This window comes from Paenibacillus naphthalenovorans, from assembly GCF_900099895.1.
GTDB classification, from domain to species: Bacteria; Bacillota; Bacilli; order Paenibacillales; family NBRC-103111; genus Paenibacillus_G; species Paenibacillus_G naphthalenovorans.
This window is the reverse complement of the sequence record NZ_FNDY01000004.1, coordinates 139,989-159,492: the sequence shown is the minus strand read 5'-3', so window position 1 is coordinate 159,492 and position 19,504 is coordinate 139,989. Positions and strand designations below refer to the sequence as shown.

At 50.7% G+C, this 19,504-nt stretch carries 17 protein-coding genes; 15 read left to right on the top strand and 2 right to left on the bottom strand.

What is annotated here, in order from left to right:
* Positions 1-155 precede the first annotated feature (155 nt).
* Complete coding sequence (locus tag BLT35_RS06085) at positions 156-2,051, top strand: PrkA family serine protein kinase (protein WP_062406816.1); 1,896 nt, start codon at positions 156-158, stop codon at positions 2,049-2,051.
* 152 nt (positions 2,052-2,203) lie between these two features.
* On the opposite strand, the gene BLT35_RS06080 is transcribed toward BLT35_RS06085, so the two are convergent.
* Positions 2,204-3,754, bottom strand: coding sequence for an ATP-binding protein (locus tag BLT35_RS06080; RefSeq protein WP_062406818.1), 1,551 nt, complete (start codon positions 3,752-3,754; stop codon positions 2,204-2,206).
* A 320-nt stretch (positions 3,755-4,074) separates the two neighbouring features.
* Here BLT35_RS06080 and BLT35_RS06075 point away from each other — a divergent pair, with 320 nt between their 5' ends.
* Positions 4,075-4,872: a class I SAM-dependent methyltransferase gene (locus tag BLT35_RS06075; protein ID WP_062406820.1), complete on the top strand. Its 798-nt coding sequence runs from the start codon at positions 4,075-4,077 to the stop codon at positions 4,870-4,872.
* Here the strand turns inward: BLT35_RS06075 and BLT35_RS06070 are convergent.
* Positions 4,847-5,134 (bottom strand): hypothetical protein, encoded by a 288-nt coding sequence (locus tag BLT35_RS06070; protein ID WP_062406822.1) that lies wholly within the window; start codon positions 5,132-5,134, stop codon positions 4,847-4,849. The genes BLT35_RS06075 and BLT35_RS06070 overlap by 26 nt on opposite strands.
* A gap of 81 nt (positions 5,135-5,215) precedes the next feature.
* Between BLT35_RS06070 and BLT35_RS06065 the strand changes: the two genes are divergently transcribed.
* The 13 genes from BLT35_RS06065 (at position 5,216) to BLT35_RS06005 (ending at position 19,464) form a co-directional block, all read left to right on the top strand.
* Positions 5,216-6,565: an MATE family efflux transporter gene (locus BLT35_RS06065; protein WP_062406824.1), complete on the top strand. Its 1,350-nt coding sequence runs from the start codon at positions 5,216-5,218 to the stop codon at positions 6,563-6,565.
* A 189-nt stretch (positions 6,566-6,754) separates the two neighbouring features.
* Positions 6,755-8,926 carry an ATP-binding protein gene (locus BLT35_RS06060; RefSeq protein WP_249929490.1) on the top strand — a complete coding sequence of 724 codons (2,172 nt, stop codon included), beginning with the start codon at positions 6,755-6,757 and terminating at the stop codon, positions 8,924-8,926.
* Between the two features lie 61 nt (positions 8,927-8,987).
* Positions 8,988-9,749, top strand: a complete 762-nt coding sequence (locus BLT35_RS06055; protein ID WP_054817122.1) for a response regulator transcription factor — start codon at positions 8,988-8,990, stop codon at positions 9,747-9,749.
* 149 nt (positions 9,750-9,898) lie between these two features.
* Positions 9,899-10,174, top strand: a complete 276-nt coding sequence (locus BLT35_RS06050; protein ID WP_074727300.1) for a hypothetical protein — start codon at positions 9,899-9,901, stop codon at positions 10,172-10,174.
* Positions 10,175-10,243: 69 nt separating this feature from the next.
* Positions 10,244-10,648, top strand: a complete 405-nt coding sequence (locus BLT35_RS06045; protein WP_074727299.1) for a P-loop NTPase family protein — start codon at positions 10,244-10,246, stop codon at positions 10,646-10,648.
* A gap of 175 nt (positions 10,649-10,823) precedes the next feature.
* Positions 10,824-11,843 (top strand): LacI family DNA-binding transcriptional regulator, encoded by a 1,020-nt coding sequence (locus tag BLT35_RS06040; protein WP_062406829.1) that lies wholly within the window; start codon positions 10,824-10,826, stop codon positions 11,841-11,843.
* Positions 11,844-11,975: 132 nt separating this feature from the next.
* A complete protein-coding gene (locus BLT35_RS06035) occupies positions 11,976-13,022 on the top strand; it encodes a TRAP transporter substrate-binding protein (protein WP_062406831.1) in 1,047 nt (348 codons plus the stop codon).
* Between the two features lie 95 nt (positions 13,023-13,117).
* Complete coding sequence (locus BLT35_RS06030; protein WP_074727346.1) at positions 13,118-13,675, top strand: TRAP transporter small permease; 558 nt, start codon at positions 13,118-13,120, stop codon at positions 13,673-13,675.
* Complete coding sequence (locus tag BLT35_RS06025) at positions 13,676-14,956, top strand: TRAP transporter large permease subunit (protein ID WP_074727298.1); 1,281 nt, start codon at positions 13,676-13,678, stop codon at positions 14,954-14,956. It begins immediately after the preceding gene.
* A 25-nt stretch (positions 14,957-14,981) separates the two neighbouring features.
* A complete protein-coding gene (locus tag BLT35_RS06020) occupies positions 14,982-16,046 on the top strand; it encodes an Ldh family oxidoreductase (protein WP_074727297.1) in 1,065 nt (354 codons plus the stop codon).
* A 5-nt stretch (positions 16,047-16,051) separates the two neighbouring features.
* Positions 16,052-17,215 (top strand): iron-containing alcohol dehydrogenase, encoded by a 1,164-nt coding sequence (locus BLT35_RS06015; protein ID WP_074727296.1) that lies wholly within the window; start codon positions 16,052-16,054, stop codon positions 17,213-17,215.
* A gap of 22 nt (positions 17,216-17,237) precedes the next feature.
* Positions 17,238-18,707 carry an aldehyde dehydrogenase family protein gene (locus tag BLT35_RS06010; RefSeq protein ID WP_074727295.1) on the top strand — a complete coding sequence of 490 codons (1,470 nt, stop codon included), beginning with the start codon at positions 17,238-17,240 and terminating at the stop codon, positions 18,705-18,707.
* A gap of 79 nt (positions 18,708-18,786) precedes the next feature.
* Positions 18,787-19,464, top strand: a complete 678-nt coding sequence (locus BLT35_RS06005; protein ID WP_074727294.1) for an RraA family protein — start codon at positions 18,787-18,789, stop codon at positions 19,462-19,464.
* Positions 19,465-19,504 lie beyond the last annotated feature (40 nt).

The following is a 19,504-nucleotide window of genomic DNA, read 5'->3' as shown; positions in this document are numbered from 1 at the left end:
AGGTTGCACTGAGCATGTATGGACGTCACCCTGAAGAAGCTTTTCGAAGCGTTTAGTGCCATGCAGCGGAAGAAGTTGAAATCGGTTTTGCACTGCAAAACTCAACCTGTGCTTTTGAAAAAGGTTGCCGCGCAAAACCCGGAGGAGGTTGAATCATGGACTTATTCAAAAAAATCGCCGATTATCGCACGGAAACGGAAAGGCTTGCTTGGGCAGGAACGTTCGCCGAGTATATAGAAAAACTGCGGGAAAATCCGCGGTTGGCAATGACGGCTCATGCGCGAGTGTATGAGATGATTGCCTCCCAAGGCATAGTAGAGGAGAATGGGCGTCGAAAGTATAACTTCTTTGAAAAAGAGATTTTCGGGCTGGACCTGGCGATTGAAAAGCTCGTAGAGGAGTATTTTCATTCTGCCGCCAGACGGCTGGATGTCCGCAAACGGATACTGCTGCTGATGGGTCCGGTGAGCGGCGGAAAGTCCACCATCGTGACCTTGCTCAAAAAAGGTTTGGAACAGTTTTCACGAACCGATGAAGGGGCCGTTTACGCGATCCAGGGCTGCCCGATGCATGAAGAACCGCTTCACTTGATTCCTCATGAGCTGCGGCCTGAGGTGGAAGCGGAGCTTGGGGTCAAAATCGAAGGCAATCTGTGTCCGTCCTGCCAGATCCGTCTTCGCGAAGAGTACGGCGGCCGTATTGAAGATGTGCTGGTTGAACGCGTGCTGATTTCTGAGGAAAACCGGATCGGGATCGGGACATTCAGCCCCTCGGATCCCAAATCCCAGGACATAGCGGATCTGACGGGCAGCATCGACTTTTCGACGATCACCCAATACGGATCGGAATCGGACCCGCGGGCATACCGGTTTGACGGCGAGCTAAACAAGGCAAATCGCGGTCTGATGGAGTTTCAGGAAATGCTCAAGTGCGACGAGAAGTTCCTCTGGAACTTGCTCTCGCTCACCCAGGAGGGCAATTTCAAGGCGGGCCGTTTTGCCCTCATTTCGGCCGACGAACTCATCATTGCGCATACGAATGAATCCGAGTACAAGGCGTTCATCTCCAATAAAAAGAACGAAGCGCTGCAGTCGCGGATGATCGTGATGCCGATCCCTTACAATCTGAAGGTATCGGAGGAAGAAAAAATTTATGCCAAGCTGATTAAGCAAAGTGACATGAAGCACGTGCATATCGCGCCTCATTCCTTTCGCGCGGCGGCGATTTTCTCCATACTTACCCGTCTCAAGGAATCCAAAAAGCAGGGTATGGATCTCGTGAAAAAGATGCGCATGTACGATGGCGAGGAGGTCGAGGGCTACAAGGAAGCGGACTTGAAGGAGATGCAAAACGAATATTTGGAAGAAGGCATGACCGGCATTGATCCGCGCTACGTCATCAACCGGATTTCCAGTGCGCTCATCCGTCATGACTTGGAGTTTATCAATGCGCTGGATGTGCTTCGTGCGCTGAAGGACGGACTTGACCAGCATCCTTCCATCACGAAGGAGGAGCGGGAGAGGTACCTCAATTTTATCTCCATCGCGCGCAAGGAATACGACGAGCTGGCGAAAAAAGAGGTACAGAAGGCGTTCGTCTACTCCTTCGACGAGTCGGCCAAAACGCTCTTCAACAACTATCTGGACAATATAGAAGCTTATTGCAATTGGGCGAAAATCAAGGATCCGCTCACCGGAGAAGAGATGGATCCGGACGAAAGACTGATGCGCTCCATTGAAGAGCAGATCGGGATTTCGGAGAATGCGAAAAAAGCGTTCCGGGAGGAAATTTTGATCCGTATGTCCTCCTACTCGCGCAAAGGAAAACGTTTTGATTACAGCAGCCACGAGCGTCTGCGCGAGGCGATTGAAAAGAAGCTGTTCACCGATCTGAAGGATATCGTCAAAATTACGACGTCTACGAAAACGCCGGACGAAAACCAGCTGAAGCGCATCAATGAAGTGATTAAGCGGCTGGTCGAAGAGCACGGCTATACCACAGCATCGGCCAACGAGCTGCTGCGCTATGTCGGCAGCCTGCTGAACCGGTAAACAAGAGGCGCAGTGAAGGCTCGCAACACGCCGGTACGCCGGAACTCATCATAATGGAACAGCCTCCCGGGGCGATCGGACCCGGGAGGCTGTTTTGGCGTCAGGATTCATGAAAGATCAGCGTTGGAGCCCGTTTTCGGCTCGCTCTGGCTCTATGGGAGAGGATCTGTTTGGAGAGCAGGCATGAAAATTTCCACGGTTGTTCCTTTGCCGAGCTCGCTGTAAATTTTCATTTTTCCCGCATGATTTTCGATAATCTTGTAGGTTACCATGAGGCCGAGCCCCGTCCCTTTTTCCTTGGTGGTGTAGAAGGGCTCACCCAAACGGGTGATCCGGTCCTGCGGGATGCCGCAGCCTTCGTCCGTAAACCGCATGAGAAGATTTCCGTCATCCGTCACTCTCAACTCGACGTGGATGGTTCCGCCTTCTGACATCGAATCGATGGAGTTATTCAATATATTGATAAACACTTGTTTGATCTGATTTTCGTCGCAGTTGATTTTTGGCAGGTTCGGATCCGCATGAACGATAATCTCCACGTTATGAATGATGGCTTGGGAGTTGAGCAGCAGGATGGTGCTGTGGAGGATCGTTTCCGGATCTTTCGGTTGAAACTGAACCGATTGAGGCTTGGCTATGACCAAAAACTCGCTGACGATAAAATTGATCCGTTCCAGTTCATCAAGCATAATGCTGAAGTAATGATCGTATCCGCTTACTTTGTTTTGCATCAGCTGTACGAATCCTTTGAGTGAAGTAAGAGGGTTGCGAATCTCATGAGCCACGCCGGCGGCCAATTGACCGACAATGGAAAGCTTCTCGGAGCGGATAATCATCTCTTCCGCGCGCTTGCGCTCGCTGATGTCCTGGCCGATCATGTAGACGCCTGCAATTTGCTTGCCGACGATGATAGGGAAATTCAAGACGCTGAGTTCAATCCGTTTCCCGTCCTTACCGAGGAACGAAATCTCATAATGCGCAGTGGAACCGTTAAGCGTTTCCTTGAAATATTGCTCCCACCGGGGAAAATGGTCCTTCGGAAGATACGGATGGATCGACTTATGAAGCAGCTCTTTCTCCGTATAGCCTGACACATTGTGCATGGCGGGATTGACGCTGGTGATCAAGCCGTTCAGATTGAAGGAAATGATGGGATCAGGATTATGCTCGAATAACGATTTATACCGCAATTCGCTTTCCTCTAGAGAAATCTCCGCCTTCTTCTTATCATAAAGCGCCTTGATCATGGCATACGAACGGGCAAACCGGTGATCTTCTTCCTGAGCGAGAATCGTTTCAAAGATATCGGCGCCTTCGTCATCCTGAGGAATACCGCGGTCGAGCTCTTTCATCTTGCGAAGCAGGCTTATGATGTTGGTGATATGCTCGCCGTGGATCCATGCAGCGGAAGCGGTCTTGTAACGATTCGAATTATCGGAGCGCAGGGTGACGATTCCCTTGCGGGGCGCATATTCGGTCACATGGTTCATGTTCACCACGTTCATTTGATCGATCAGCCGAAACCCTTCCTCATACAGCATTTCTTCAAAGGCTTCCAGTGAAGAAGCCCAGTAATATGTATCGGATACCGTATGAATGATAAACTCATTATTCCGTATGCATTCTATCTTTACAATTTCATCGGAAGGGATGAGCATAATGTCGGAGCTCTTTTTATTGCGTATGACTGGAATTTTTTGCATAGATTGAAATCACCTACCTGTCGCATTCGATACATTATATCATGGATGCTTGGATAGAAACAAAGTAAGAAACAGGGGATCTAAAAAATTTTATAGGCTTACCGTATCCCTTTAATAGATAATTAATTATATCGTTTACAAATATCATTAGTAAATAAGTAGTAGAAAAATGGCGATATTTGTCGTTTTTATTATCCTAATTGGATACGAAGAACTATGTTTTTGATTTTTTATAGATACAGGCTATAAATTTAATTGCTCCTATATATTGGATTAATAAAGAGCGATCCCGGATAATGGAAATAAAAGGAGAGATGCACATGAAGGAGAATCGAATGGAACAACGATGGGACGCTGAGCATTACGATGAACGGATCGGATTTGTCTCCCGATTGGGTCAGAGCCTGATCGGCCTGCTCCAGCCGAAGCCGGCAGAACGCATACTGGATTTGGGCTGCGGAACGGGTGACCTGACGCATCAGATCAGCCTGAGCGGAGCAGTCGTTACCGGTTTGGACTGCTCGGAGACGATGATAGCTAAAGCGAAGGAAAAATATCCTGAGCTGCGTTTTGTAGAAGCTGACGGGGAAACGTTCCGGTTGGAGGAAGGAGAGGCTCCATATGATGCTGTGTTCTCCAATGCGGCGCTGCACTGGATGCAAAAACCGGACAAAGCCATAGAATCGGTGTGGCTGTCGCTGCGGCCGGGCGGACGTTTTGTCGCCGAGTTCGGCGGATTCGGAAACGTAGGCGCCATTATTCAAGCATTGACCTCGGCGGTAGAGAGCTATGGAGTGCCGGTGGAAAAACGGTATCCTTGGTATTTTCCAAGCATCGGGGAGTATGCTTCTCTTTTGGAGAAGCAGGGCTTTGCCGTTGGTTATGCGGAGCTGTACGACCGGCCCACGCCGCTGGATGGCGGAGAACGGGGTCTGCGCCATTGGCTGGCTGCTTTTGCGGGTACGTTTTTTGCCGGATTGTCCGAAGCCGAGAAGGAAGAAGTGTGCCTCCGGTGTGAAGCCGGCTTGAGGCCAAAGCTGTACGACGGCAAGCAATGGATAGCCGATTACCGCCGGATTCGAATCAAGGCCGTTAAACCTGTCGAACAGGCTGGTTGAGATGGGCCGGCAGTGCAAGTGAGGAAGTACGATGTTCTAACAGCCACACCTTTTTCTCGATATGGGATATTTTTTGCTCAAGGCGATCAAAGTTTGTATGAATATGGGAATAACGTCTTTGGATGGACGCCAGCTCTTCGATAATCGATTGCAATTCGTTATCCATGGGAGGAAGCCCCTTTCCATTCGTAATCTGCTCATAGGGTTCGGGTCTGTTCCTTTTTTTGGGTCCGTTGCGCGGATTCGCGGGATTCTGTGGCATGCTGCCTCTTGTTGGCAGACTTACATTCAGTCAAAATGATATTATGTCTTCATACTATGAAAGGATTCAGGACCTGCATACATGAACAAAGGGCTAGCGGAATTTACAAAACATTGGAAGCTGATTCTCGGCCTGGCGATTCCTTCCATCGTCTCTTTTGCCGCCGGTACGGTTACGGGAACCATCAATCTAATCATGGTGGGGCCGATGGGGGCGCTGGTCATTGCGATTGTCGGTGTTTCGAATATCATTGTGTACAATGCCTGGGCGCTTTGCTCCGGTTTTGGCTTTTCGGTCAATTATTTAGTGGCGCAGAACTACGGGGCCGGGCAGATGGAGCAAGCGGTCAGGCGGACGTATATAGCGCTTTACGTCAGTGCGGGAGCAGCCCTGCTGGTCGTGTTGACGGGCTGGCTGCTGTCGGCGTTTATCCTGAAGCTGATGGGCGGCTCTGCGGAGCTTGTCGCCAACGGTGCCGACTATTTGAAATACCGGTTGTTTGCTATCGCCTGCTTTATAGTCAGCTTTGTGTTCCAAGGCTTTTTCCGCGGCATCGGGGATGCACGGACACCGATGCAGATGTCGCTTCTGGCCAACGGGACCATGATCTTTTTGACCTGCACATTGACTTACGGCAATCTGGGTTTTCCCGAGCTTGGCCTGCGGGGAGCGGGGCTAGCGGTGTTGATCGGGGAAGCGCTTGGCCTCGTCGGCAGCGCGTATGTGTATTTCTTTCGTCTTCATCGCCGCTATGGCACACGCCGCCGGATCGCCGCGGACCGATCGGACATTCGCCTGATCGCAGGCGAAAGCGGGAAGCTTGGCGTGCAGGAGCTCGCCATGAGCGGTGCCATGTTTATATTTACGATGTTTGTCACACGACTGGGAACGGAGGCCTTAGCCGCCAATGAGATCGCCCTGAACGTGATGGCGCTGGGCTATATGCCGGCTTTCGCTTTCGGGGCGACGGCGACGATTCTTGTCGGACAGGAAATCGGCCGCGGCGAGCCTTACCTCGCCAGAAGGCTCGGCACGGATGTGGCCGTGCTCGGCAGCCTGTTTTTGCTCTTGATGGGAATGGCGGAATTTGTCTTCTCCGAAACGGTGGCACGTCTGTATTCGAGCGATCCGGCCGTTTATACGCTTGCCGGCAAGCTGATTATGATTTCAGCCTTCCTGCAGCTATTTGACGGTCTGCTTAACTATTATTCCGGCGCCCTGCGAGGGCTGGGCGACACTTCTTTTCTCGTCCGCGTATCGCTGGTGCTGAACTGGCTGGTGTTCATCCCTTTAGCGTATGGGTTAACGTTTATGGCAGGGCTCGGAAGCGCGGGGGCGTGGTTGTCCCTCTACCTGTTTCTCGGCTTGTTTGCTCTTGTGGTCTGCATACGATTTTATCGAACGGACTGGGATGCGGCACGCCTAAAGTAAATCTTCTGTTCGCAAAATCCCGCGCAGGCGTTGGCTTAACACGGCCTCGCTGCGGGGGGTGGTTTCAACGGACAGGCAGGATTTTTGGCCGATTGGAGCGAATTAACATTTAACCCCAATTGTTAGTTATTAAGAACGAGACGGAGCGCGTTAAGGCAAGAAGGGTGCTGCGAACAAGGCGGGCTTGGATTGGCTCAGAATCGCACCAAATCCGTAATCGAAGCCCGGGAGAGTGAATGGAACAGCATGCCCAGCGAAAGAATGTTTCCCGTATTGACCGCGTTTTTCTTGCTGCTGCTAATTCTGGCCATGGCTCTCTTTTCGGAGGGGAGCCGGTTTTTCTCGTCTTTATCTCATGCGACTGCTGCGGAAAAAGGCGTCCTGGATTTGCGAACCCGGGACTGGAAGCCGAATGAAACCGTGTCCCTGAACGGCGAGTGGGAATTTTATTGGAACCGGCTTGTCCCCCCTGATGAATTTGCAGAAAATGCAAACCCGCTGCCGATGCAGTATTTTTCGATTCCAGGCGCTTGGAATAAAACGGTGACGGGAGGCCAATCCCGCCCGGGTGACGGCTTTGCCACTTACAGGCTTAAGGTTCTTTTGCCGGAGCAGGCCGATGAAATGCTTATGCTCTGGATTCCGGCGATGAATACGTCTTACAGGCTTTGGGTGAACGGACAAGAGGTTGCAGAGGCGGGTCATGTCGGGACGTCGAAGTGGAGTTCCGTGCCCCAGTATATTACGCAAACCGCGGCAGCGCACACGCAGGATTCCCAATTGGATTTGGTGCTCCAGGTATCAAACTTTGACCATCAAAAAGGCGGCGTCCTTAAACCCATCAAACTGGGGTCAATCGATATGATTATGCGCTCCAAAGAGCTGTGCACCGGATTCGACACGCTGCTGATCGGCAGCCTGCTGATCATGGGGTTGTACCATTTGGGGGTGTTCGCCGCTAGAACGAAGGAACAGTCCGTACTGTACTTCGGCCTGTTCTGCCTGTTATTCAGCTTACGGGTGACACTGCTTGGCGAAAGTGTCCTGACCAGAATGTTCCCCGATTTTAATTGGACGCTTTTGCTGAAAATGGAGTATTTGACGGCTGCCTTGGGTATCCCCTTGTTCGCGCTGTTTTTCTCGAAGCTGTATCCGTGCGAAAGCTCCCGGAAGATCGATTTCGCTTTATGCGCACCGATGCTGGCCTACTCTTTATTTGTCGTTATTTCTCCTACAACGGTGTTCACCCCGACACTGATCGTTCTGCAGTTGTTTGTCGCCGCAAGCATTGTTTACTTCATGAGCATCATCACGCTCGCTTTGCTGCATAAACGGGAAGGCAGCGGCATTGTTCTTGTGGCCTGCTCTATTTTTGCCTTGACGATTGTGAATGACATGCTGTACGCGCACGAGCTTGTGCATACGACTGATCAAATGTCGGGGTATGGCCTGCTCATCTTTGTTTTTTCCCAATCCATACTGTTATCGACCAAGCTTTCCCGGGCTTACATCAACGAGGAAAGGCTCTCGGCTGCTCTGACCGAGCTGAACACCGGACTTCACGATAAAATCAAATCGCACACCCTGGCTCTTGAACAGGCGAACGAAGCGTTAAAACGGAAAAATGACGAGCTTTCCCGTTTGGAGAATTCCCGCAGTCATCTGCTCAGCAATATCTCACACGATCTTGGAACGCCGCTTACTACGATCCAATGCTATTTGGAAGCGATTATGGACGGCATGGTGGATACGGAAGATCAGAAAACCCGTTATCTTCAAATCATCCACAGCAAGGTAGTCGGGATGGATCGGCTGATTGAAGACTTGTTTCACCTTTCCCAATTGGAGGCAAGGCAGGTCGCCTTTAAAATGCAGCCGATGCAGACCCGGAGTCTGATAGAACTGCTTTATACAAGATATGAGTTGGATGTACGAAACGCGGGACTTCGTTATACATTGAATATGAAGGGAACGGCTGCCGAACGCGGGATGTTCTCCACGGTTGAGGTGGATTTGGAGCGGCTGCATCAGGTGTTCGGCAATTTGATTCATAATTCCGTCAAGTTTACGCCTGAAGGCGGCTCGATCGATGTGGAGCTGGTTGATGACGGTCAAGGCATGCTGTGCCGAATCAGCGATAGCGGTATCGGAATCCATCTGGAAGACTTGCCCTATATATTCGACCGGTTCTACACGAACAATAAATCGCGCAACGCCAAGACAAGCGGTAAAGGGCTCGGATTATCGATTGCCAAAGAAATCGTTGAGTACCACGGCGGACGTATATGGGTGGAGGGATCGGATCATCAGAAGGGTACCGTCATCTGCTTTTCCATCCCATTGGCGCAAGTGAAAGAGTAACTTGCCGGTTCATCGGCATGCGCCAACCGCGATTTAAATATAGAATGAAGGTGAATAAGGAATGACAGGCCAAACCATAATGGTTGTTGAAGACGACTACGAGATACGCGACGTCATCCGGCTGTATTTGGAGAAAAACAACTATCGAGTGGTGTGCGCGGAGGATGGAGAGAACGCACTTTCCTTGGCTGTGGCAGAGCAGCCGGATCTCATCATTCTCGATGTGCTGCTTCCCGGCCGAAGCGGGTTTGAGGTTTGCAGTGAAATGCGGAATATCTCCGGCGCGCCGATCTTGTTTCTGAGCTGCAAGAAGGACGAAGCGGATAAAATCAAGGGGCTGGACGCAGGGGGAGACGATTACATTACGAAGCCCTTCAGCCCCAATGAGCTGGTCGCCCGGGTACGGGCCAACCTGCGCAGATCGCATTTGGCGGGCAATGGGGCGGCCGAGAGCCCGGAGCAGAGCAAGCCCTCTCAGCTTCATATCGGCTCACTCCACATCGACAGCCTCAGTCGTGTCGTAAAGGTGAACGGGCAGGAAGTGACGCTGTCGCGCAAGGAATTCGATCTGCTGAGCTTTCTCGCCTACCGCCCGGAGCAGACGATAAGTCACGAATATTTGTTTCGGGAAATATGGGAACAGGAATGCTTTAACGATACGCGGACGATCATTGTACATGTGAGCAATCTCCGCAAAAAGATCGAGCCCGATCCTTCCGCCCCCCAGTACATTATTAATGTACATGGTGTAGGCTATAAGTTTGCCAAGGTGGCCCGCGAGCTCCAGCCCGGGCATGATGCCAGGCACGGTTCCGCGCTGTAAAGCCGCGCGCCGCCGCGGATCTTCCGCGCGTCGCCGGCAAGGGGGATCCTGCAGGGCAGCACGGACGCCGGCCGGTTGTGCTATACTGTGGGAACAGGACAGTACAGTATCAAGAGCTTCTGCTCAAAAGATGAAAGGGGATCAGGCGGATGGATATCCAAATCGTCAAATCCGACATGACGTACAGTAAAGAGGACGGATATGTCGGGCATGTGCAATTTACGTGCGAAGGGCATCAGGCGCCATATGAAATCACGTTTCACAGCAAGAATGCCAAAGAATGGATGTACAGCTTGAACTTTGCGAAGGAATCGGGGCCCGAACAGGAAATCCTGTCGCTGGAGGAAATTCTTGAGGAAGACGACGAGCTGTTCGATCGGCTGGTGAATGAAGCGCAAAGCAAGCTGGAATCCGGACAAAGCTGACAGAAAATCCTCTGTTCGGAAAATAAACGCCGGTCTGCGATGCACAACAGGTTGAAGGAGGCTTTCAGGATGAACGAGCTGCTGAAGAAGATGAACTACAAAAATCAACAACGTTTGCTGGTTTTGAGTGCCCCTGAAGAATTTCATCCTCACCTGCAGGCTTTTCGTGAAGCGGCTGAGGTGGACGAAACCATTGGACAATCAGAGAGGAAGCTCTACGGCTTCGTGCTTGTCTTTGCCAAAAACAGCCGGGACGTTATGGCCATGGCGCCGGAGGCGGTGAAACGCTGCGAGCCGGGAGGGCTGCTGTGGTTCGCATACCCCAAGAAGACATCGAAAAAATATAAAGCGGATATTTCGCGGGATGAAGGCTGGCAGCCGCTCAAGGAGTTAGGCTTCGAGGGTGTGCGCCTGATTGCCATTGACGACGATTGGTCGGCCATGCGTTTTCGCAGCGCCAGGCAAGACCTTTGAATGGAATACGTGTTGGAATCATGGAAGTGACCATTTCCCCATGGAAATGGTCACTTTTCTATAAAAGCCGGGAAATATTTTTTTGGGAAAAGTATTGAACATTTTTAGTAATATGTTATTATAGTCCTATAAAACCGGTTTCAGAAACCGGTTTTAGAAAAGTGAGGAGGTTTTTATGGCGACCATTGATGATGTTGCACAACGGGCGGGAGTTTCCAAAAGCTCGGTATCCAGGGTGCTCAACGGTAATTTTGAATATATGTCCGAAGAAATGAAAAATAAAATTTTAGCTGCCATAGCGGAGATGAACTACAGTCCTAATTCGTTAGCGCAGAGCTTGAAAAAGAAAAAAACGAAGGTCATCGGCATCATTTTATCCGATATTTCGAATCCTTTCTGGGCCGAGATTTTAAAGGGTGCGCAGGAGGAAGCGAACCGATGCGGATACGGGATCATGGTCAGCAGCTCCAATGAGGATCCCGAGTTGGAAAGAGACAATATTCTCATGCTCAAGAGCCGGCAGGTAGACGGCGTCATTATAAATACCATCGGGAATACGAACGAATTATTCGAGGAGTTCATTGCAAAAAAATATCCTTTTGTGCTGTTGGACCGTTTGGCCGGGGACATGAAAGCGGATACGGTTGTGGTTAACAATGTAAACGGGGCCAAGCAGGCGATTCAATATTTAATTGATCAGGGTCATCGGCGAATCGGCATTCTGCTCTATCCGACGAATAACAAGAGTCCCCGTATCGAAAGGCTGGAAGGATATAAACAGGCCCTCAGCATGAACGGCTTGCCGATCGACGAGTCGTTGATTAAGATTTGTGATCAAAATAACGGCAGCGGAATTCAGGCGACTCAAGAATTGCTATCGATGTCTGATCGGCCGACAGCCATATTCACAACCAATGCAAGACTTAATTTGGAGGTGCTGAGCGGAGCAAAAAAAGCAGGATTGAGAGTTCCGACGGATGTATCCATCTTCGGCTATGATGACTTTCCGTGGATACCGCTTTTGGATCCACCTTTAAGTACTGTAGCGCAGCCGGCTTACGAGATGGGGGTCAAAGCAGTAGCTTTGTTGATTCATAGATTGGAATCCAAAAAGAAAATGAAGCCGCAGATTATTCAATTGGAACCCAAAATCATTATCCGCGCTTCATGTTCTTCCCCTGTAAAAATCGAGTAAGGAGTTGATGCCCATGGAAAAAAATGGCCTTCAAAGAGAGGTATTGGGAGTACGCTCTTTGAAGGCGGATCAAAGAAAGAAAAAATTTTAAACGCAATGCTATTATAGCAAAAAACAAGCAGGAGGGTTACTATGAAAAACAAAAAATGGGGAGCGATTATCCTGGCCTTGTCTTTTATGCTGACGGCAGCGGGCTGCGGTTCCGGTCAAGGAACGCAAGGCAATAGTGCCAATGCCCCGCAAGGATCGAAATCGGACAATAAAGCCGCTTTCGTATTTAAACTTGGCCATGGAACCTCGAGCACGTCTTTATATCATACGGGAGCCGTAAAGTTCAAAGAATTGGTGGAAGCCAAAACCAACGGTCAAATTAAAGTGGATATATATACCGACGGTACGATCGGCCAGGATAACGACTTGATCAACTTTATGAAAACGGGCAACGTTCAAATGGGCATGATTGGAGTCGAACCGGTCGCCGTCATCGCTCCCAAATTAAAGGTCATTGGTCTGCCGTATATTTTTCCGAACAGAGAAAGCGCATACAAGGTGCTTGACGGCCCCTTGGGGGCAGAGATGGTAAGCGAGCTTCCCCAACAACAGCACCTTCGCGTTTTAGGCTATTTTGAAAACGGTTTTAGGAATGTCTCCAATTCCAAGAGGGAAGTGCTGACCCCTGCCGATTTACAGGGTCTTAAGCTGAGAACGCCTCAGAGTCCGGTCTCTCTTTCTATCTTTAAAGCGCTTGGCGCCAATCCGACTCCGATGTCGTTTGGAGAGCTGTATACGGCGCTGGAGCAAAAAACGGTGGACGGACAAGAAAACCCGCTTTCCCTGATTTACACGAATAATTTCCACGAAGTGCAAAAGTATATTTCCATTACCAATCATATGTATTCGCCGATGCTGCTGATGATCAGTGAAAAAACATGGTCGGAGCTGTCGCCGGAATTGCAGAAGGCGGTCCAGGAAGCGGCGAATGAAGCAAGGGACTATGAAAGAAAAGTAAGCGCGGAGCAGGAAGCCGATTTGATGAAGAAGCTGGAAGAAGCCGGCGTGAAGCTCAGCAAGCCCGATCTGGCTCCATTTGTTGAAGCGACCAAAGACGTTCACAACGAATTCGATGCAGAGTACGGCGCGGATTTGTACAAAAAAATAACGGAAGCAACAAAGCAATAAGATTGCCGGGTGCGGAGGCACTGTCTCCGCATCCTACCTCCGTCCGGCATGCATAATCCTCATTCAACCGTAGGAGATGGTATCTCTTGAAAAAGATGTCCAGGACGTTTACGCGCATCGTTAACGTTTCAATGGCAGGCGCTCTTTTGTTAATGGCCATTCTGGTGTTTGGCAATGTCGTGCTTCGGTATTTGTTTAACACAGGAATTACCTGGTCCGAAGAAGCGGCAAGGTTTCTGTTCGTTTGGCTTACCTTTTTGGGGGCCGTCGGCGCTTTAAACGAGAATCAGCATTTGGGCGTCGATCTCGTGATCAAAAAGCTTTCTCCAGCCCTTCGAAAGCTCGTCTTTTTGATCAGCAATGTCATTATGCTGTGTATTTTGGGATTAGTGCTTGATGGAAGCTGGACGATGGTTCTTCTGAATTGGAATACTAAATCTCCGGCTATCGGACTTTCGATGTCCGTTGTTTTCGGAGCCGGAATGGTGATGGCCATCGGTATGGCGGCGATTATTGGCATCAAGCTTTTTAAAGCCTTTTTTCAACATGTCCCGGTTTCTGAGCTGGATCAAACCCGTGAATCTGAAGAAGAAATCATGTCGGTGCCAAATTCATCCTCAAGTGCCGCGTTCTTGGAAAAGGGGGTGAGATAAATGGCCCTAGGCATTTTTGTCACTTCATTGCTCGGCGCCATGGCGCTTGGAATGCCGATCGCTTTTGCCCTGCTGGCCAGCGGCGTGGCTTTAATGTTCTTTTTGGACATGTTCGATACCCAGATCGTTGCGCAAAATCTGATCAACGGGGCGGATAACTTCCCGTTAATGGCCATCCCCTTCTTCATTCTTGCGGGGGAACTGATGAATCAAGGCGGCATTTCCAAACGGATCATTACTTTTGCCCTAGCGTTTGTAGGACATATTCGGGGGGGACTTGGTTATGTGGCGATTATCGCCAGTCTGATCTTTGCGGGGTTGTCGGGATCCGCTGTTGCGGACACCGCAGCGCTTGGGGCTATTTTGATCCCCATGATGGTGAAAGCCGGATATGACCGCAATCGGTCAACGGGGTTGATTGCAGCCGGCGGCATCATCGCGCCTGTCCTGCCTCCCAGCATTCCGATGATTATGTTTGGCGTGACGGGCGGGGTATCCATTACACAGCTTTTTATGGCCGGCATTGTGCCGGGGATTCTCATGGGCGTAGGTTTAACCATAGCGTGGGCGATCATTTCCCGTAAAAGCGAAGTAGAGGTTTTTCCGCGCAAGTCGGCAAGGGAAATGTGGAATGCGACCAAACAAGCTTTCTGGGCGCTGCTGCTGCCGCTTATTATTATCGGCGGGCTGCGCGGCGGCATATTTACTCCGACGGAAGCGGCGGTGGTTGCGGCATTTTACGCGTTATTCGTCGGTGTAGTCATCTATCGGGAGCTGAAAATCAGCCAATTTTTCAGTGTGCTGGTGGCCGCCTCCAAAACGACAAGCGTAGTGATGTTCCTGGCGGCTGCGGCTATGGTGTCCGCCTGGCTGATTGCTTTTGCGAATATTCCGGCCCAATTATCCGATTTGCTGGGGCCATTTGTTGAACATCCGCTAATGCTGATGATCGTTATCACCGTTCTGGTCATGATCATCGGTACGGCGATGGATTTAACGCCTACGATCCTGATCTTAACGCCTGTCCTGATGCCGATCGTGAAAGAAGCAGGCATCGACCCGGTTTACTTTGGCGTTTTGTTTGTTTTGAACAATTGTATCGGATTGCTTACTCCTCCGGTGGGCACCGTGCTGAATGTGGCCTGCGGGGTTGGGAAAATCAGTATGGAAGAAATCATGAAGGGCATATGGCCTTTCTTGCTGGTCCATACCCTGGTTCTGCTGCTGCTGTTGTTCTTCCCTGCCATCGTAACGGTTCCGCTGCAATGGTTAATCAAATAATAAATAGGCTATAGGGGTGGAGAAAATGATCTTTAAAGCAGAGCATTTGAAGGAATACCTCCGGCGCATTTTGCAAAATGCGGGGCTGTCGGAGACCGATGGCGGCACAGTGGCCGACAGCCTGGTGGGAGCCAACCTGCGCGGCGTGGATTCCCATGGGGTTACCCGATTGTCCATTTACGTCAAGCGCTTGAAACTGGGTGTCGTCAATCCGAAACCGAATATTCGCGTAGTCGCGGAAAGCGACGCCACGTTATTGATCGACGGCGATGACGGCATGGGGCAAGTCGTCGGGAAGAGAGCGATGGAATTAGGCATGGAGAAAGCCCGCCGGAACGGTGCCGTCTATATTGGAGTAAAAAAATCCACCCATTTTGGCACGGGGGCCTATTTCGTTCAGCAGGGTGTGAAGGAAAACCTGATTACGTATGCGATGTCCAACGCTCCCTCGACGATGGCGCCCTGGGGCGGGATTCAGCCTTATATCGGCACGAATCCTTATGCGTTCGGCATTCCCGCCGGCAAATACAACCCGATTATTCTGGACATGGCCACCAGCGTAGTCGCCAGAGGAAAAATCATTACGGCGGCTCAAGAGGGCAAGCCGATTCCCGAAGGGTGGGCCATCGACAAGGAGGGAAGACCCACCACGGACGCACAGTCTGCCCTGGAGGGTTCCGTACTTCCTTTTGGAGGACCCAAAGGATATGCCATATCATTGATGATCGATATCATGAGCGGTGTGTTGACCGGAGCGGGATTCGGACCGCACATCAACAACATCTACGGCGATTACGACAAGCCGCAAAATGTAGGCCACTTCTTCCAATTGATCGATATTTCGCGTTTTATGCCGGTAGACCTATTTAAGCAGCGGGTTGACCAGATGATCGAAGAAATCAAATCTTCTCCGAAAGCCGCAGGCGTGAACGAAATCTTCGTGCCTGGAGAAATCGAATATAACATCGAGTGCAAAAGGCTGGCCGAAGGCATTCCCCTGACCAGGGAAGTGTACGAGGATATTAAACAAGTAGGGGAAGCCTGCGGCGTCCATATAGAAGATTTTCAAGATAAATCGATAGGAGCGTAGTAGACATGAACTTATTAAGCCGGGTTTTTACGTACGAACTGCCGACGGAGATCGCCTTTGGCGTCCATGCCGTAAATGAGCTTCCCAAGTGGATTGACAGCTTGAAAGGATCAAAGGTTTTCATCGTTTCCGATCCCGGGGTTGCGCAAGCAGGGATTCTGGACAAAGTGACTTCGCCGCTTGCAGAGGCTCATATCACATTTCATACCTTCACCGAAGTGGAACGGGAGCCTGATGTCAAAACGATTGAAATCGCGACGGCGGAGGCGAAAGCTTTCGGTGCCGATCTTGTGATCGGAGTTGGAGGCGGCAGTGCGCAGGACGCTGCCAAAGCCGTGGCGGTGATGGTGAATAACGAAGGGAAAATCACACAATATGCCGGTTTGAATCATATTCCCAATCCTGGCTTGCCGATCATTTGTATCCCGACGACGGCGGGAACGGGCAGCGAGGTGACGATTTGGACGGTCATTTCGGAGAAAGATCACCATCGCAAATTCGGCATAGGCGGTAAATATCTGGCACCAACGCTGGCGCTCTGCGATCCGGCTCTCACCTTATCGCTCCCGGGCCCGATGACGGCAGCAACCGGAATGGATGCCTTGACGCACGCTCTTGAATCGTTCGTGAACAAGGCGACGCAGCCGATTTCTGAAGCCTTATCCCGCGAAAGCATGCGCTTGATTGCAAAAAGCTTGCGCAAAGCCGTCGTGCAGGGAGATAACCTGCAAGCGCGTTATGATATGCTGCTGGCGAGCACGATTGCGGCGATGGCTTTTAACCCTACGCGGTTAGGCCTGGCGCATGCTTTATGTATGCCGTTAGGCGGGAAGTTTAAAGTTCCGCATGGTACTGCCAACGCCATTCTTCTTCCGCAGGTGATGCAATTTAATCTTGTCGGCAATTTGGAAAAATTCAAGGAAATCGCCGAGATTTTCGGGGAAAACACGGCAGGACTGCCGTTAAGGGAAGCGGCCGAGCTGTCCGTCAAAGCCATTAAAAAATTAAATCAGGACATCGGGATTCCTGCGGGTCTCAGAGAATACGGCGTAACGGAGGAGGATCTGGATTATATTGCCAAGGAAGGCATGGAAAGCGGCAATGTATGGGTCAACCCCCGCAAACCGACGTTGGAAGATTTGAAAGAAATCGTCAGACAATCCATTTAACCATGTACAGGAGGATGCAATCATGAGCGCGAGGCAAACCGAAACGAAAGTGTACCAAAATTATATTAATGGAGCATGGGTAAACGGCAGCACCGGAGAGTTTTATCAAATCGTCAATCCGGGCAATACGGATGATGTGGTGGGAAGCTTCCCGCTGTCTACGGCAGAAGATATGGATCGGGCGGTCGTCTCTGCGCATCAAGCGTTCCAAAGCTGGAGAAAGGTGCCCGCATCCGAACGGGCTGAATATATTTACCGTTTCATCGCCTTATTGGATGAGAATAAAGAACGGTTGGCTGAAGCGCTGTGCCGGGAGCAGGGAAAGCCTTACAAAGAGGCATTTACCGAAGCGGCCCGGGGCGTGAAGGAAATGCGGTATGTGGCCGGGGAAGCCGCACGTCTGGAGGGAATCACTCTGCCTAGCGACCGTACAGGTGTAACGAACACTGTCGTGCGCGTTCCGATTGGCGTGGTAGCTGCCATTACACCATGGAATTTTCCTATTCTCACCCCATTGCGAAAAATCGTTCCCGCTCTCATCGCCGGCTGCACGGTTGTGTTGAAACCGGCGAGCCAAACGCCTCTCACAGCGGTCATTTTAACGGAACTGTTCGAACGAGCGGGACTTCCGGCCGGTACGGTCAATCTGGTTACGGGAAGCGGGCGCAAAGTGGGTGACGCATTGGTAAGCCATCCGCTGGTAAGAGGGGTCTCTTTTACAGGGTCTACCCATGTCGGCAGAAACATCAATAAACTGGCTGCTGAAAACTTTACCAAGGTCCAATTGGAGTTGGGCGGCAAAAATCCGGCAGTCGTTGCCGATTATGCGAATTTGGAAAGAGCCGCCACTGAAATTGTGAATTCCGCTTACACGAATGCCGGCCAAAGATGCACCGCCATCAGCCGGGTCATCGTTCTGGAACGGCATGCGGAATCGCTTGAGAAGCTGATCGTTGAAAAAGTGAAGCAGTATCGGGTCGGCAACGGAATGGACCCGGGGACCCAAATCGGTCCGGTTGTGAGCGAAGACGCAGTAAATACGATTCAGGAATATATGAAATCCGCGCAAGAGCAAGGGGCGTCCATTGTTCTCGGAGGCAGCAGATTGACGGGCGGCCTCTATGATAAGGGGTTTTATTTCGAGCCTACCGTGATTACTCGGGTCACGCCTGATATGAAGGTGGCGAAAGAAGAAATTTTTGGGCCGGTTCTTGTGATCATCCGCGTGGCATCGTTTGAAGAAGCGGTTCGCGTAGCCAACGATACGGAATATGGGTTGACCGCCTCCATCTTTACGGATCAATTGGAGTGGGCCTATGATTTTACGGAAGACGTCGAATCCGGAATGATCCACATCAATAACGGTACGATCAGCGAAGGCCATATGCCGTTCGGGGGCGTGAAGCATTCGGGTCATGGCGTATATTCCATCGGTCAGACGAATAAAGATTTTTATACGGAATTAAAAGTGGTTTATACGCAATACAAGTAAGTCCCGATTTTATTTCGGCATTTCTAAAACCGGTTTTAGAAATCGGTTTTAGAAATGCCCGTCTGGAGGTAGCTTTCTAATGACCAATATCGGTTTTCGCATACTGCCGAAAGTAAGGAACGTATCGGATGAGGTACTGGACACATACCGCGGGTTCGTCACTCCTCATCTGTCGGATAACATGAACCGTCTGAACGCGGTTGATGCGTCGATCCGTCCGATTCACACCCGTGGAACCCTGGTCGGTTCCGCCTTTACCGTAAAGACCAGGCCGGGCGATAATTTGATGGTTCATAAAGCCATCGATATGGCAGGTCCGGGGGATGTCATTGTGGTCGATGCAGGCGGCGACCTGACCAACGCCATCATGGGCGAGATCATGGTTAACATAGCAAAGAAAAACGGAATTGAAGGCTTTATCATTGACGGAGCAATCCGCGACATGGAACCGATTCGCGATATGAATTACCCTTTGTATGCCAAGGGTGTAACGCATCGCGGTCCATATAAGGACGGCCCCGGCGAAATTAATGTTCCGATCCAGTTGGGAGGAGTCATTGTCCGTCCCGGCGATGTGATTCTGGCCGACATGGATGGTGTTGTGGTTGTACCGTATGAACATGCAGAAGCGCTCATCGGGAAGGTCCGTCAAACGATGGCTGCCGAACGCAAGATCATGGCTGATATTGAGAAAGGGACGATTGACCGAAGCTGGGTGGATGAGGTCCTGCGGAAGAAAGGCTGCGAAGGCGTATAAGTTTATAAAGTCGATCAAGCCGCGGCACAGTGAGCTGCCG